The 13749-nt window shown below is 76.0% G+C and carries 14 protein-coding genes; 7 read left to right on the top strand and 7 right to left on the bottom strand.

Translation table 11 applies throughout. The features are described 5' to 3' along the window. Nucleotides 1-122: 122 nt before the first annotated feature. Nucleotides 123-857, bottom strand: coding sequence for a polysaccharide deacetylase family protein (locus QC029_RS29225; RefSeq protein WP_279558851.1), 735 nt, complete (start codon nt 855-857; stop codon nt 123-125). Nucleotides 858-1343: 486 nt separating this feature from the next. Between QC029_RS29225 and QC029_RS29220 the strand changes: the two genes are divergently transcribed. Further along, nucleotides 1344-1703: an arsenate reductase family protein gene (locus QC029_RS29220; RefSeq protein WP_279558850.1), complete on the top strand. Its 360-nt coding sequence runs from the start codon at nt 1344-1346 to the stop codon at nt 1701-1703. Between the two features lie 30 nt (nt 1704-1733). Here the strand turns inward: QC029_RS29220 and QC029_RS29215 are convergent, their stop codons facing one another. The 5 genes from QC029_RS29215 to QC029_RS29195 are packed head-to-tail and all read right to left on the bottom strand — an operon-like array spanning nt 1734 to nt 6186. Further along, on the bottom strand, nt 1734-3233 hold the full coding sequence (locus QC029_RS29215) for a cytochrome P450 (protein WP_336621620.1): 1500 nt from the start codon (nt 3231-3233) through the stop codon (nt 1734-1736). After that, nucleotides 3230-3853 carry an ATP/GTP-binding protein gene (locus tag QC029_RS29210; protein WP_279558849.1) on the bottom strand — a complete coding sequence of 208 codons (624 nt, stop codon included), beginning with the start codon at nt 3851-3853 and terminating at the stop codon, nt 3230-3232. Before QC029_RS29210 ends, QC029_RS29215 begins: the two co-directional genes overlap by 4 nt. Further along, nucleotides 3834-4220, bottom strand: coding sequence for a DUF742 domain-containing protein (locus QC029_RS29205; RefSeq protein ID WP_279558848.1), 387 nt, complete (start codon nt 4218-4220; stop codon nt 3834-3836). Before QC029_RS29205 ends, QC029_RS29210 begins: the two co-directional genes overlap by 20 nt. Continuing rightward, complete coding sequence (locus QC029_RS29200; protein ID WP_279558852.1) at nt 4217-4603, bottom strand: roadblock/LC7 domain-containing protein; 387 nt, start codon at nt 4601-4603, stop codon at nt 4217-4219. The genes QC029_RS29205 and QC029_RS29200 overlap by 4 nt, the downstream gene beginning before the upstream one ends. Nucleotides 4604-4650: 47 nt before the next feature. Beyond that, nucleotides 4651-6186, bottom strand: a complete 1536-nt coding sequence (locus tag QC029_RS29195) for an ATP-binding protein (protein WP_279558847.1) — start codon at nt 6184-6186, stop codon at nt 4651-4653. A 677-nt stretch (nt 6187-6863) separates the two neighbouring features. Here QC029_RS29195 and QC029_RS29190 point away from each other — a divergent pair. Continuing rightward, nucleotides 6864-7415 (top strand): hypothetical protein, encoded by a 552-nt coding sequence (locus QC029_RS29190; protein ID WP_279558846.1) that lies wholly within the window; start codon nt 6864-6866, stop codon nt 7413-7415. A 139-nt stretch (nt 7416-7554) separates the two neighbouring features. On the opposite strand, the gene QC029_RS29185 is transcribed toward QC029_RS29190, so the two are convergent. Continuing rightward, nucleotides 7555-8451 (bottom strand): Gfo/Idh/MocA family protein, encoded by an 897-nt coding sequence (locus QC029_RS29185; protein WP_279558845.1) that lies wholly within the window; start codon nt 8449-8451, stop codon nt 7555-7557. Between the two features lie 297 nt (nt 8452-8748). On the opposite strand from QC029_RS29185, the gene QC029_RS29180 reads away from it, so the two are divergent. From QC029_RS29180 to QC029_RS29160, 5 genes are all read left to right on the top strand, one after another. Continuing rightward, the gene (locus tag QC029_RS29180) at nt 8749-10077 is read left to right on the top strand and encodes a sensor histidine kinase (protein WP_279558844.1); all 1329 of its coding nucleotides are present in this window, start codon (nt 8749-8751) and stop codon (nt 10075-10077) included. 56 nt (nt 10078-10133) lie between these two features. Continuing rightward, complete coding sequence (locus QC029_RS29175; protein WP_279558843.1) at nt 10134-10601, top strand: SRPBCC domain-containing protein; 468 nt, start codon at nt 10134-10136, stop codon at nt 10599-10601. After that, nucleotides 10598-11089, top strand: a complete 492-nt coding sequence (locus QC029_RS29170) for a hypothetical protein (RefSeq protein ID WP_279558842.1) — start codon at nt 10598-10600, stop codon at nt 11087-11089. Before QC029_RS29175 ends, QC029_RS29170 begins: the two co-directional genes overlap by 4 nt. A 90-nt stretch (nt 11090-11179) precedes the next feature. Then, complete coding sequence (locus QC029_RS29165; RefSeq protein ID WP_279558841.1) at nt 11180-12823, top strand: NAD(P)/FAD-dependent oxidoreductase; 1644 nt, start codon at nt 11180-11182, stop codon at nt 12821-12823. Nucleotides 12824-13179: 356 nt separating this feature from the next. After that, entirely contained in the window at nt 13180-13632 is a 453-nt protein-coding gene (locus QC029_RS29160) for a subtilase-type protease inhibitor (RefSeq protein WP_279558840.1), read from the top strand. Nucleotides 13633-13749 lie beyond the last annotated feature (117 nt).

Raw genomic sequence — 13749 nt, 5'->3', positions numbered from 1 at the left:
GGCCCCGGCGGGACGTCCCGCCGGGGCCGGTGCCGTGCCTGTGCCGTGCCTGTGCCGTGCTGCCTGTGCCGTGCCGGTGTCACGGCGCGGCGCGGCGGCGTCGGAGGGTGCGCGCCGCCGGGTCAGCGGACGGCCGGCTGGCCGAACGTGTAGCCCTGGGCCTTCAGCTGCGGGATGGTCTGGTCGACGGCCGCGACGGTCTGGCTGCGGTCGCCGCCGCCGTCGTGCATCAGCACCACGGCACCGGGCGTGACGCCCTGCATGATCCGGCGGACCAGCTCGCCGGTGCCCGGGGGCTGCCAGTCGCCGATGTCCATCCGCCAGCCCAGCGGCTGCATCCCCATCGAGGCCGCCACCTGCGGGGACTGGCCCCAACTGCCGTACGGGGCGCGGAAGTAGGTGATCTGCGCGCCCGGCGCGGCCTGGCGGATGGCGTTGTTGGTCTGCTCGAGGTTCTGGCGGATCTGCTGCTGCGACCAGCCGCCCATGTCCTGGTGGGCCATGGAGTGGTTGCACAGCCGGTGGCCTTCGGCGGTGATCTGGCGTACCAGGTGGGGGTACTGCCGCACGTGGTCGCCCCACAGGCAGAAGGTCGCCTTGACGCCGTGCCGGCGGAGCACCTCGAGCATGCGGGGGGTGTGGGTGGGGTCCGGACCGTCGTCGAAGGTGAACGAGACGGTCCTGCCGCCGTTCTGGGTGGAGGTGATGACGGTGCTGTCGACGGCCTGGACCGGCCCCGCCGTGGCCAGGGCGCTCAGGCAGAGCCCGGCGGCGAGCAGCAGGGGCGCCGCGAGGCGCCGCAGGCGGCGCGGGCGGCTCCGGGCGGCCCTGCCGGTGGTGCTCGTTGTCGTGGTCACATCCGGTTCCTTCCTGGTGTGCGGCCGGGCCGGTGGTCCTCGTCCGGGAGCGGGCGGCGCGGTCCGCGGGTGTGGGGGGTGCGGGGGTGCGGAAGCGTGGAGGCGAAAGCTTTCGGAACCTTTCCGGTAGAGCGAGGAGACCATAGGAAGGCCCCGATCCGCCGTCAAGCACCGGACACCGCCCCCTCATGGGGGCGTTCTCGCTGGTCAGCACGGAAGCGGGCCGCCTTCCGGGGCGGGGGGAGGGCCCGAGAAACGGACGGTTGTCGGGCCGGGGCCGCCCCCTCTCCGCCGCTTGTCTGACGCCCGCCCCTCCCCCGGACCCCGGAGCACCGGGATCACCGGGCCGCGGGATTCCGCGGTCCGCCGGCCCCGGCGAGGCGGTCCGCCACCGCCGCGCCCCGCCCGCCCGGCTCCGCGGCTCGCACGACCCGCCCGGCTCCGCGCGGCGCCCGGGCGCCGCCTCCTGGCGCTACCGTGAGGCGCATGGAGATCTGGATCAACCCCGCGTGCTCGAAGTGCCGCAGCGCGGTGAGGCTGCTGGACGAGGAGGGCGCCGAGTACACCGTCCGCCGCTATCTGGAGGACCCGCCGGGCGAGGACGAACTGCGTGCGGTGCTGGAACGGCTCGGGCTGGAGCCGTGGGACATCACCCGGACGCAGGAGGCCGAGGCGAAGGAGCTGGGGGTGCGGTCCTGGCCCCGGGAGGCGGCCGAACGGGACCGCTGGATCGCGGCGCTGGCGAAGCACCCCCGGCTGATCCAGCGGCCGATCATCACCGCCGACGACGGTTCGGCGGTCGTGGCGCGCTCCGAGGACGCCGTGCGCGACGCGCTCTCCCGCTAGCCGCGGGCGGGAACGGCCCGGCGCCGCGGGTCAGCCGCGCGGCGCGCGGCGCAGCAGACGGCCCCACCGGCCGGACGTGCTGCGCTGCGGGGGCGCCGTCCGTCCCGCCGCGTACACCGTCTCCCGCCGCTCCGGCGGGACCTCCCGGGCCGCCGGAGCGGCGTCCGTCCGCCCGCCGGCGGGCGGACGCTCGAACGGGTTGCGGGCGTGACGGGGCGTGAACCGCACCGGGAGGGCGTCCAGGTGGCGCGACCAGGACGAGGAGGTCCAGGTCAGCTCCTCCTCGGGGACGGCCAGGCCCAGGTCCGGCAGCCTGCCGAGCAGGGTGTCGATGCCGGAGCCGGTGACGGCCCGCCCGATGTCCTGGCCCGGGCACTCGTGCGGTCCGCTGTTGAACGACAGGTGCGAGCGGTTGCCGTGCATGTCCTGCCCGGCCGTGCGCCCGGTGGCCGGGTCCGCGTTCCCCGCCGCCAGGCCGAGCAGCAGCAGGTCGCCCTTGCGGACCTCGCGCCCGGCGATCTCCATGTCGTACCGGGGGAACCGCCCGGGCAGCACCGTCAGCGGCGGCTCGTCCCACAGGACCTGTTCGACGGCTGCCGGGAGGGTCATCTGGCCGCCGTTGAGGGTGCCGCGGAAGCGCGGGTCGGTCAGCACCATCCGCAGCGTGTTGACCATCAGGTTGGTGGTGGTCTCGTGGGCCAGGACGAGGACCAGCCGCAGGTGCTGGAGGACCTCGTCGTCGCTGAGGCGCGCCTCGTGCGCGATCAGCCAGGAGGCCAGGTTGGGGCCGGGCGCGAGGTGCTTGTCGGCGACCAGCCGGCCCAGGATCTCGTGGATGTGCCGGTCGGCCTCCAGCGCCTTCTCCGTGCCCTTGACGAGCTGCCGGCTCGCCTCGACCAGCCGGGCCCCCTCCTCCTCGGGCAGGCCGTAGAGGTCGGTCAGCACCATCATGGGGAGCGGGAGGGCGAACTGGCCCACCAGTTCGGCCTGCCCGGCGCCCGCGAAGTCGTCGACGAGCTGGTGGGCGCGCCGGTGGACGGCGCGGCGGATGGCCCGTCGGTCGAAGCGCTCCAGGCTGTCCTTGACCGCGCCGCGCAGCCGCTGGTGCTCGTGGCCGTCCTGGGAGATGCAGTCGGGACGCCAGCCCAGCACCGGCGCCAGCGGGGAGTCGTCGGGGATCCTGCCCTCCTCCCGGTCGCGCCAGAGCCGGGTGTCGCGGGCGAAGCGGCGCGGGTTGCGGGCGACCTGGAGGATCTCGTCGTAGCCGAGCAGCAGCCAGGCGGGGACGCCGCCCTCCAGCAGGACGGGCGCGATGGCGCCGTGCTCGGCCCGCAGCCGCTCGTACAGGCCCATGGGGTCGGCGGAGGCCTCGGGCCCGTACAGGGGTGTCGCGCCCGTCCTGCCGGGGGGCGGCGCCCCCGCGCCGTGGGCGGGGCAGCCCGGTGGGGGCGCCGCGCCGCCGGCGGGGAAGGCGGTTCGCGGGAAGGCGGCGCGCGGGGGGCCGGGTTCGGGGAAGGGGGGCGTGCTCACAGGACCTCCCGGGTCGCGGTGGCGGAGTCGTGGAGGTGGTGCATCAGCGTCAGCAGGACGTCGCGGCTGGACTCGAGCCTGCGGGCGTCGCAGTTGACCACGGGGACGCGCTCGGACAGGTCGAGCGCGGACCGCAGGTCGGAGACGGGGTGGACGGGAGCGTCGGGGAAGTTGTTGACGGCGACGACGAACGGGACGCCGCCCTGCTCCAGACGGTCCATGGCGGGGAAGCTCTCCTCCAGCCGCCGGGTGTCCACCAGCACCACCGCGCCCAGCGCGCCCGCGATCACGCCGTTCCACAGGAACCAGAAGCGCTGCTGGCCGGGCGTGCCGAACAGGTAGAGGACGAGCCGGTCGTTGAGCGTGATCCGGCCGAAGTCCATGGCGACGGTCGTCTCGGTCTTGCGCTCCACGCCGGAGAGGTCGTCCACGCCGACTCCGGCCTGGGTCATCGTCTCCTCGGTGGTCAGGGGGCGGATCTCGCTGACCGAGCCCACCATGGTCGTCTTGCCGACGCCGAATCCGCCGACGACGACCACCTTGACCGACCTCTCGGCCGACACCGGCAGCAGGTCCTCGCGCCGGGGCCCGAGCGGCAGTTCAGAGTCGTTGTAGTCCATCGATCAACGCTTTCAGGATCTCGACGTCGGGGTCCGCGGCGGCCGTGTGCGCCGCGCGGGTCTGCCGCGCCTCCACGCGGGAGTCGGCGATCAGGTCCGCCAGCAGCACGTGGACGGCGCTGAACGGCAGGTCCAGATACGCCGACAGCTCGGCCACGGAGAGCGGGTTGGCGCACAGGCGCAGGATGGAGACGTGTTCCGGGTGCATCCCCGGCCGCGGCTCGGACCGGGCCACGATCAGCGTGACCAGGTCGAGCACCTGCGCGTCCCCGGCCTCGGTGCGCCCGCCGGTGACGATGTACAGGGGGACGGGCGTGCCCTCCTCCCAGTCCCGGTCCCGGTCCGCCAGCCTGTCGCCCCTGCTCATGGGGCCTGCTCGGGTGCGCGGGGCGGACTGGCGAGGTGGTCGCCGATCCTGATGACCAGGTCCCTCATGCGCTGGCTCATCAGCCCGGCGTCCACGCCCTCGTCGGCGGTCACCGCCAGATAGGAGTTGGCGGCGGCGGCCATGAGGTAGAAGAAGCCGCCGTCGACCTCCAGGACGACCATGCGCACGCCGCCCTCGCCGTGCGGGAACTCCGCGGCCACCGACTGCGCCAGGCTCTTGAGCCCGGAGGACGCGGCGGCCAGCCGGTCGGCCGTGTCCTTGTCGGTGCCGAACTGGGCCATGCACAGCCCGTCGGCGGAGAGCAGGACGATGTGCCGGGTGTAGGGGACGGTGACGGCCAGGTCCTTGAGCAACCAGTCCATGTTCTTGAGCCGCTGCTGCGTCGTCACGTGCAGATCACCTGATTCCACTACTGGTTTCGCGACTCGTCGCCGGTCGCAGGCCGGTTCGGTGCCTGCCGGGGCACCGGGGTTCTCGGGGGTGCGGTCGGGGGCCCGCCGGCGCTCGCGCCGCCGCCCCCGTCACCGCCGGACTCGGCGCCGCCGGACTCGGCACCGCCGGGTTTGGCGAAGAAGGCGCCCATCCACAGCCCCGTGTCGGGGTGGGTCTCCAGCGGCGACCTCCCGGCCGCCTCCCGGCCGGCCGCGCCGAGCCGGATGCCCGCGCCGGCCGTACCGCCCGCGCCGGGCAGGGGCTCGGCGACGCGCCGGCGGCGCTGCGGCAGCCCGTTGGCGTTCCGCTCGACCACCACCGGTTCGCCGGCCGCCTCCGCCGCGTACGGGCGCGGCCCGCTGATGGCCTGACGCCGGTTCACCGGGCCGGGGGGACGGCCGCCGACCCGGGAGTACGCGTCCATGGGCAGCGCGGTGAGCAGGTCGTGCGGGACGTAGACGACCGCGCGCACCCCGTCGCAGGTGGAGGGCCGCAGGGAGATCCGCAGGCCGAGGCGGCCCGCCATGATGCCCGCCACGCGCAGGCCCATGCGGGCCGTCTCCCCGAGGTCCTCCAGGTCCAGTCCGTCGAGCGCCTGGGTGAGCAGGAACTCGGCGTGCCGGCGGGTCTCCTCGGTCAGGCCGACGCCCTTGTCCTCGATGGAGACCTCGACGCCCGAGGCCACCTCCTCGGTGTTGACGACCACCTTGGTGCTGGGCGGCGAGTAGCGGGTGGCGTTGTCCATCAGCTCGCTGAAGACCAGGCTCAGCGGCTCGACGGCCGGGCCGAGCACCGCGACCTCGGAGACGCGGTGCAGCTCGATGCGCAGGTACTCGGCGATGGGCGCGCTGCCCGCGCGCAGCACGTCGTAGAGGGAGACCGGCTTCTGCCACTGGCGCGCCGGGCTGCCGCCGCCGAGGACGGCCAGGCTGGTGGCCACACGTCCGGCCACGTTGACGCCGTGCTCCAGGTGCATCAGGTCGCCCAGGATCTCGGGGCCGGGGTGCTTGAACTGCATCCTGCGCAGGTCGGCCTGGAGGCGGTGGATCTCGGCCTGGATGCGGCAGGCGATGTTGACGATCGCGCGGCGGGCCGAGTCGCGCTGGAACTCGCGGTCCTGGACCGCCCGTACGACCGTGGTGGTCAGCTTCTCGTGGGCGGCGACCAGCCGCGGGTCGGAGTCGGCGGGGTGCAGCGAGGGGGGCAGTACGTCGCCGGGCGCCTCGCCGCGCTGCACGGCCTCGACGACGGGAGGCATGATCTCGTGGCAGTAGCGCTCGAGGTCGGCCAGCAGCCGCTCCGCGTGCAGCTGCTCGGCGGTGATCGCGCGTCCCCGGCGGATCACCTCGCAGGCGGCCGCGGCGACCGCGAGCGTCGCCGCGGCTCCGCACCAGGCGACCGCGGCGCGGGCCGGGGCGGTGACGGAGAAGGCGGCTACGGCCGCGCAGGCGGCCACCAGTACGGGGAAGGCGAGCCACACGCCCCCGGGGGCGGGGCTTCGGCCTCCCGTCAACGAGCCGGCGGGCTCCATGGGCATCCTTCTGGCTTGTGGGCGGGCGGTGGGACGGGGAGAAAACAGGAGGATAAAAGGGATGGAAGGGACAGGAAGGGACGAGACGGAACGGACAGGGCAGGTGGAGCGGGACGGTGCTTCGGAACGGTGGCGCTGAACCACGGGGCTGAGCGGCGGCGCCGGGCCGCGGGGCGGCGGACGCGGCGCGGGAGGCGTGCCGGGGGCACGGACCGCTGGCATACGCCGTCCCGGGGAGACCCGAGGAGAGGGGCGTCCGGACCGGTCGGACTCCCCTGGTCACCCCGCTCGGGGGCACGGCGGCGCCGGAGCGCCGCACGCGGCGGCGACAAGCCGTGACGGAGACGACTCGCTGCGTGACAGGGAGCATAGGCGCATCCGGCGAGCCGTCGCAGAGACTTGACAAATACGGTCTGAATATGCGGGCGCACAGGGGGGCGCGCGGGCGGGCGTCACGGCCCGGTCCTGCGCGTTCGTTCCGCCGCGGGCGGGCGCACACGGTGGAAGGCCGTGGCCGGAGCCGGACGCGTGTTCCGTCGCCCGGCCGGGTGGCCGCCGGTGACGCGCGACTTCGGGGAAAGTGCGGGAAGTAGCCTTACCGGAGGTACCGGATGGGGCAGGGTGCCGTCATCCTCTCCGAGAACGACAGGGGGACGGGGATGAGCAGTTTCGGTACGCACCGGGCCCGGGTGCACGACGGGACACGGACCCCGCGCCACCGGCTGAGCGACCTGCGGTCGTGCCTGCAGCACTTCGCTCCGTACGGGTTCGGCGCGACGTACCACTACCTGCGCGGCAGCGCGGGCATACCGAACAGGCCGGAGAGCGACCCGGAGTCGCTGGTGCGGGCCGTCGAGGAGCTCCACGCGGCCCGGCAGGTGTGGCTGGCCTCCGTGGCCGCGTACGCCGGGAGGCGGACGGCGGAGAAGCGGGCGGGACGGCGGCAGCCCGCGGCCGACGACGCGTGGCGGGCGTGGCGGCGCGGCTGGAACAACATCGCCTACTGCCCCGACCCCCGGCGCCACCCCGCCGAGCCGCTGCCGGTGGTGGTGCGCCGGGCGCTGTGCGCCCCGCCGTCCGGCAGGCCGGGAGCGGACGGCCGCCCGGTGTGCTGGGTGTGCGAGGGGCCCACCGGCACCGAGCTCTGGCGCAACGGCTACTGGACGTACACGCTGTGCGCGGGGTGCGGGGTCGGTCTGGGCCGGGCGTGAACCGCCGCGGCGAGGGGCCGGCCGGGCCGCCGACGGGGCGCGGCGGCTCCCGGGCGGGGCCGACGGCGGCCCGCGGACCGGCGCCCGGCCGCGGCCTCGCCACCGGCCCGCGGGCCGCCGCCCGCCCCGCCCGCTGCCGTCAGCCGCCCAGCCGGGCCTCGGCCGCCGCCAGGATCTCCGTCACGCGCACCCCGAACCGTATGTCGCACGGGTGCGGCTCACCGGTGCGGGCCGAGGCGAGCAGGGCGTCCACGGCGTGTCCGAGGGCGGCGACCGCGTCCGTCTCCCCCTCCGGCAGCTCCGCCGCGCCCGCGGCGCCGCGCAGTTCCACCCGGGTCACGGACGCCGCCGGGGCGACGGCGAGGCTGAGCGCGCAGGTGCTGGACGCGCCCGAGGCGTGCCGCAGGGCGAGCTGGACGGTCTGCCCGGAGCCGGAGACGGCGGCCACCGACCCGTCGAGGTCGGCCACGTCGCCGAGCACCGGCAGCAGCATGGACAGGGCGTGCGGGCCGACGTCCCACAGCCCGCCCTTCTCCCGCCGCCAGGGCGAGCCCGCGAAGGGGCTGGGCTCGGCGCCCTCGCCGAAGATCCCGCCGAGCCAGTCGGCGCGGCCCAGCTGCCAGCCGCCCGCCTTCCTCTGCTCCTCGATCCACGCCGCCGTCTCGGGGCGGAACCGCAGGGTGAAGAAGACGACCGAGGCCACGCCCGCCGCCTCGGCGGCGTCGGCGATCTCGCGGGCGCCGGCCACGGTGGTGGCCACCGGCTTGTCCAGCAGCAGATGGCGGCCGGCCCGGGCGGCCCGTACCGCCAGGGGCGCCTGTATGTCCGGCGGCAGCGCCACGGCCACCGCGTCGCAGTCGCCGATCAGCGCGTCCACGTCGTCGTAGGGCCGGCCGCCGAACCGTGCGGCGATGTCCGCCGCCGCCTCCGGGCGGCGGCCCCACACCCCCGTCAGCTCGGCGTCGGGGTGGGCGCGCAGTGCGGGGCCGTAGGCGAGTTCCGCCCAGGGGCCGGTGCCGAGCAGGCCGAATCTCATGTCGCGGTGTCTCCTTGGCTGTACCGGTAAAGACGAGCGGGGGCGCCGCCCACCATGCCAGACGCCCGCCGGGCCGTGACACCCGCCCGGCGGGCGGACGCGCTCCCGCCCCCCTTCCGTGGTGGTGCTGGGTACACCCCCGGTCCGGTGTCCGCCCCCCGTGCTCCGGGCCGCCCGGCGCCGCCAGACTGGAGGCCGGCGCCGGGCGGCGGGCCCGGAACCGGACGAGAACCGGACGGGAACCGGACCGGGACCGGATGGAGCCGGGACGAGGACCGGAACGAAGGGGGAAGCGGAATGGACGGAACCGGAACGGGCGGGAGCGGGGTGCGGGGCGGGCTGGTGGCCGCGGCGCGGGGACTGCCGCTGGCACTGGTGTCGATCGTGTGCGGGATCGTGCTGTTCGTGCTGTCGGTGCTCTCGATCGCGTTCGTCGCGCTCGGCGTCGGCGTGCTGACCACCCCCGCCGTCCTGGGCGTGGTGCGGTCGTACGCCCGGTGGCGGCGCGCGCTGGCCGCCGACTGGGGCGGGATCGCGGTCCCCGACCCGTACCGGCCCCGGCCGCGGGATCCGCGGCCTGGCGTCACCGGACAGGTCGAGCGCTGCGTGTTCCTGCTGAGGGACCCGGCGACCTGGCGCGATCTCCAGTGGCTCCTGGCCGACGCCACGGCGGGCTTCACGCTCGCCCTGCTGCCCACCGTGCTGACGCTCTACGGCCCGTACGGCACGGTGGTGGCCGCGGGCGCCTGGCGGGCCATGCGGGGCGAGTGGTTCCTGTTCGTGCCGCTGACCTCGCAGGGCGCCGCCTTCCTGGCCATGGGCGCGGGCTGGGCCATGACCGCCGTCGGCCTGTGGGCGGGTCCGCACCTGCTGCGCGCCGACTCCCGGCTCACCCGCGCCCTGCTGGCGCCCACCCGGGAGATGGCGCTGCGCCGCCGCGTGGACCGGCTGTACGAGACCCGGCACGACGCGGTCGACACCTCCGCCGCCGAACTGCGCCGCATCGAGCGCGACCTGCACGACGGAGCCCAGGCGCGGCTGGTGGCGATGGGGATGAGCCTGGGCACGGTCGAGGCGCTGATCGAGAAGGACCCCGAGCAGGCGAGGAGGCTGCTCGCCCAGGCCCGGCGGAACTCCGCCGAGGCCCTGTCCGAACTGCGCGACCTGGTGCGCGGCATCCACCCGCCGGTGCTCGCCGAGCGCGGCCTGGGGGACGCGGTGCGCGCCCTGGCGCTGCGCGCCCCCCTCCCGGTGGAGGTCGAGGTGGATCTGCCCGGCCGCTTCGAGGAGCCGGTGGAGGCGGCGGCGTACTTCGCGGTCGCCGAGGTGCTCACCAACGCGGCCAAGCACTCGGGCGCCGGGCGGATCTGGCTGGACGTCGGCTACTCCCGGGAGAGCGGCGCGCTGCGGATCGCGGTCACGGACGACGGGCGCGGCGGGGTCGACGCCTCGAAGGGCACGGGGCTGGCCGGGATCGAGCGCAGGCTCGGCGCGTTCGACGGCGTCCTCGCCGTCAGCAGCCCGGTGGGCGGGCCGACGATGGTCACCATGGAGATCCCCTGCGTCCCCGGCGGCCGTGCCGGGAGCGCCGGGGACGCCGACCGGTGGCCGCGGGCTCGTCCGTAAGGGGGCGGTGGCCGCGGCCGGGCGGTGCTTCGCGCAAAAGCGGGTACCCGGCCCGCATGGCAGTGCGACACGTGTGGGTGAACAGGAAGCCCGAGAGGGTGTGGAGCGTTCTCAGCGACGCCGATCAGTACCAGAAGTGGGTCGTGGGCACGCGGGAGACGCATGAGGCGGAGGGCCACTGGCCCGAGGTGGGCACGGCCCTGCGCTACACGATCGGCAAGGGGCCGCTGAACACGCAGGGCCACACGATCGTCCGCCTCTGCGAGCCGCCCGAGCGGCTGGAGCTGGAGGCCTCGGCGGGGCGGCTGGGCACGGCCCGCATCGCCATCTCCGTGAAGCCGTGGGGCGAGGGGGCGCTGGTCACCATGGACGAGCACCCGCTGCGCGGCGCCGTGGCCCAGCTCCACACCGCGCCCGTGGACGTGGCGCTGCAACTGCGGCACCGGCTGATGCTGTCGCGGCTGCGGAACGTGGTGGAGTCGGGCCGCTCGGAGGCCGACCGGGAAGCGGGGAGGCACGTATGACGACCGAAGGCATCCGCGGCCGCGGCCCCGGCGGCCGTCCCGAGGACCGCCCCGACCGGGCGCACCGCCGCCCGCCGGGTGTGGACGACGCCACGGTCGAGGCCGTCGGCAAGGTCACCGAGGCCCTGGAGGCGACCGAGCGGGCGCGCGGCCACCTGTACTCCTTCCACCAGATGACCGGCCGCTCCGACCTGCTGCTGGGCGAGGCGGTGGAGCTGCTGCGCCGGGCCGGGCACGCCGAGGAGGCGGACCTGCTGGAGACCGAGGTCCTGGGCCGCAACGTGATCCCCGGCCACTGGACGTTCCAGATCGTCGAGGGCTACGACTCGCACTACTACAAGCCCTTCACGGAGCTGGAGGAGCGGGTGCGCGACCGGCTGACGGGCGGCCTGAAGCACCTGTACGAGGCGGAGATGAAGGAGGCGCGGCGCACGCACGGCCACCCCGCCCACGCCGCCCGCCCCGACACCGTCCCGCCCGGCGCCTGACCGCCGCCCCTCCCCGTTCCCCTCCCTCCCCGTTCCCCGCTCCCCTCCCCCCGTTCCCGCAGCACGTCCGTCCCAGGAGGCTGTCCGCACATGTCCGAGGCGTACGACGCCGTCGTGGTGGGAGCCGGCCCCAACGGGCTGGTGGCCGCCAACCTGCTGGCCGACGCGGGCTGGCGGGTGCTGGTCCTGGAGTCCCAGCCCGAGCCCGGCGGCGCCGTGCGCAGCGACCGCGGCGTCCATCCCGACTACGTCAACGACCTGTTCAGCTCCTTCCACCCCCTGGCCGCGGCCTCCCCCGTCGTCCGCGGGCTGGAGCTGGAGCGCTGGGGGCTGCGGTGGAGCCACGCCCCGTCCGTCCTCGCCCATCCGCTGCCCGGCGACCGCTGCGCGGTCCTGCACCGGGACCGGGAGGACACCGCCGCGAGCCTGGAGGCCTTCGCGCCCGGGGACGGGGAGGCGTACCTGCGCCTGACGGCCCTGTGGGACCGGCTCGGCCCGGACCTCCTCGACGCCCTCTTCACCCCCTTCCCGCCGGTGCGTCCCGCGCTGTCGATGCTGGCCCGCCTGCGGGCGGCCGGGGGGCTGCGCCTGCTGCGCACGCTCCTGCTGCCGGTGCGGCGCCTGGGCGAGGAGGAGTTCGCCGGCCGGGGCGGGCCGATGCTGCTGGCGGGCTGCGCGCTGCACGCCGACCTCTTCCCGGAGTCCACGGCCGGCGCGGTCTACGGCTGGCTGCTGGCGATGCTGGGCCAGCAGTTCGGCTGGCCGGTGCCCGCGGGCGGCGCCGGCTCCCTCACCGACGCCCTGGTCCGCCGGCTGGAGTCCCGGGGCGGGACGGTGCGCTGCGGTGCCCGGGTGACGCGGGTGGTGGTCCGCGGCGGTCGCGCCCTCGGCGTGCGGACCGCCGGCGGCGACGCCGTACGGGCGCGGCGGGCGGTCCTGGCCGACGTCCCCGCCCCGGCGCTGTACGGCGGGCTGGTCGACTGGGAGCACCTGCCGGTCCGGCTGCAGGAGGACGTCCGCCGCTTCCAGTGGGACACCGCGACGTTCAAGGTGGACTGGGCGCTGTCCGGGCCCATCCCCTGGGCCTCCCCGGGGGCCGCCGGCGCGGGCACCGTCCACCTGGCCGAGAGCATGGACCACCTCACCCGCCACAGCGCCCAGCTGGCCACCGGCCTCGTCCCGGACCGGCCCTTCTGCCTGCTGGGCCAGATGACCACCGCCGACCCCACCCGCTCCCCCCGGGGCACCGAGTCGGCCTGGGCGTACACCCACCTCCCGCAGCGCGTGCGCGAGGACGCGGGCGGGGCGGGCGTCACGGGCCGCTGGGGGCCGGGCGAGCGGGAGACCATGGCCGACCGGGTGGAGGCGGAGGTGGAGCGCCGTGCCCCGGGCTTCCGCGCACTGATCCGGGACCGCCGCGTCCTGGCCCCGCCGGACCTGGAGGCACGCGACGAGAGCCTGGTGGGCGGGGCCCTGAACGGCGGCACCGCGGCCGTCCACCAGCAGCTCTTCTTCCGCCCCGTCCCCGGCACCGGCCGCCCCGCCACCCCCGTGCGCGGCCTCTACCTCGCCTCGTCCTCCGCCCACCCGGGCGGCGGCGTCCACGGCGCCTGCGGTTCCAACGCGGCCCGCGCGGCCCTGGCCGCCGCCCGCCCCCTCACCCACTACGTGACCGGGCCGGCCCAGGCCGCCGCCCAGCGCGCGGCCATGAGGACGAAGGGACGCCTCGGGTAGGGGTTCGGTCCCGCGCGGGGCCCGTCCGGCGCCCGGGGCGTACCGGGTGCCCGAGGCCCCGAGGCCCCGAGGCCCCGAGAGCAGCGTCTTCCGGCCGAGTCGGGGACGCGGCGCGCGACGGCGGGAGGAGGACCCGCACGTCACCGGGGTGTCATATGCACCCGCCCGCCCCCGCCTCGGCCCTCCGCCCGGCGCCCACCCGGCACCCGGCCGCCGCCGACCAGGGCGGACGCCGCGCCCCGGGGCGCGCCGCGGCGGCGGGTGACCGGATTCAACCGCCCCCATGTGTCCCGATATGAACACCGGCAAGGCGTTCGTCCGGAACCTGTTCCCGAGAGACACAGGGAGTGTTCGACATGCGGTACGCCACCAAGGGCCTGGGCCTGGGCGCCGTGCTGACCGCGGCCTGCCTGGTGGGCCCCGCGGCCACCACGGCCGGCGCGACCGCCGGACCCGCGGGCCCCGCCGGGGCCGACGAGCCGTCCGGGCCCTCGGTCCTGGTGCTCACCGTCGCCGAGGGCGAGGATCCGGCGACGGCCCCCGAGCGGCGGAGCGCCGTGCTCACCTGCCCGCCGGGCTCCGGCGGCACCCACCCGGCCCCGGGGCGGGCGTGCGCCGCGCTGCGCTCCGTGGACGGCGAGGTCGGCGCGCTGGTCGAGACCGACGGCGACCGGATCTGCCCGATGATCTGGGACCCGGTCACGATCACGGCCGAGGGGGTCTGGAAGGGCCGCGAGGTCTCGTACGAGCGCACCTTCGCCAACTCCTGCGTCATGGAGGGCGCCACGGGCCCGGTCTTCTCCTTCTGACGCCGCCGCGACAAGGCCGCGACGAGTCCGCAGCGTCCGCGGCAAGACCGGCGACAAGACCAGTGACAAGACCGGAGACAAGGACCGACCACGGCCGCCGGCCCCCGGGCGCCCGAC

The sequence above is a fragment of the Streptomyces sp. DH37 genome (assembly GCF_029813835.1).
Taxonomy (GTDB): Bacteria; Actinomycetota; Actinomycetes; order Streptomycetales; family Streptomycetaceae; genus Streptomyces.
This window is presented reverse-complemented; position numbering and strand designations above follow the sequence as displayed.

Bases quoted from the DNA above. Each gene is read 5' to 3' on its own strand.
- QC029_RS29220 (WP_279558850.1), top strand. From the start codon at position 1,344: ATGGAGATCTGGATCAACCCCGCGTGCTCGAAGTGCCGCAGCGCGGTG.
- QC029_RS29210 (WP_279558849.1), bottom strand. From the start codon at position 3,853: ATGGACTACAACGACTCTGAACTGCCGCTCGGGCCCCGGCGCGAGGAC.
- QC029_RS29205 (WP_279558848.1), bottom strand. From the start codon at position 4,220: ATGAGCAGGGGCGACAGGCTGGCGGACCGGGACCGGGACTGGGAGGAG.
- QC029_RS29200 (WP_279558852.1), bottom strand. From the start codon at position 4,603: ATGGACTGGTTGCTCAAGGACCTGGCCGTCACCGTCCCCTACACCCGG.
- QC029_RS29190 (WP_279558846.1), top strand. From the start codon at position 6,864: ATGAGCAGTTTCGGTACGCACCGGGCCCGGGTGCACGACGGGACACGG.
- QC029_RS29185 (WP_279558845.1), bottom strand. From the start codon at position 8,451: ATGAGATTCGGCCTGCTCGGCACCGGCCCCTGGGCGGAACTCGCCTAC.
- QC029_RS29180 (WP_279558844.1), top strand. From the start codon at position 8,749: ATGGACGGAACCGGAACGGGCGGGAGCGGGGTGCGGGGCGGGCTGGTG.
- QC029_RS29175 (WP_279558843.1), top strand. From the start codon at position 10,134: ATGGCAGTGCGACACGTGTGGGTGAACAGGAAGCCCGAGAGGGTGTGG.
- QC029_RS29170 (WP_279558842.1), top strand. From the start codon at position 10,598: ATGACGACCGAAGGCATCCGCGGCCGCGGCCCCGGCGGCCGTCCCGAG.
- QC029_RS29165 (WP_279558841.1), top strand. From the start codon at position 11,180: ATGTCCGAGGCGTACGACGCCGTCGTGGTGGGAGCCGGCCCCAACGGG.
- QC029_RS29160 (WP_279558840.1), top strand. From the start codon at position 13,180: ATGCGGTACGCCACCAAGGGCCTGGGCCTGGGCGCCGTGCTGACCGCG.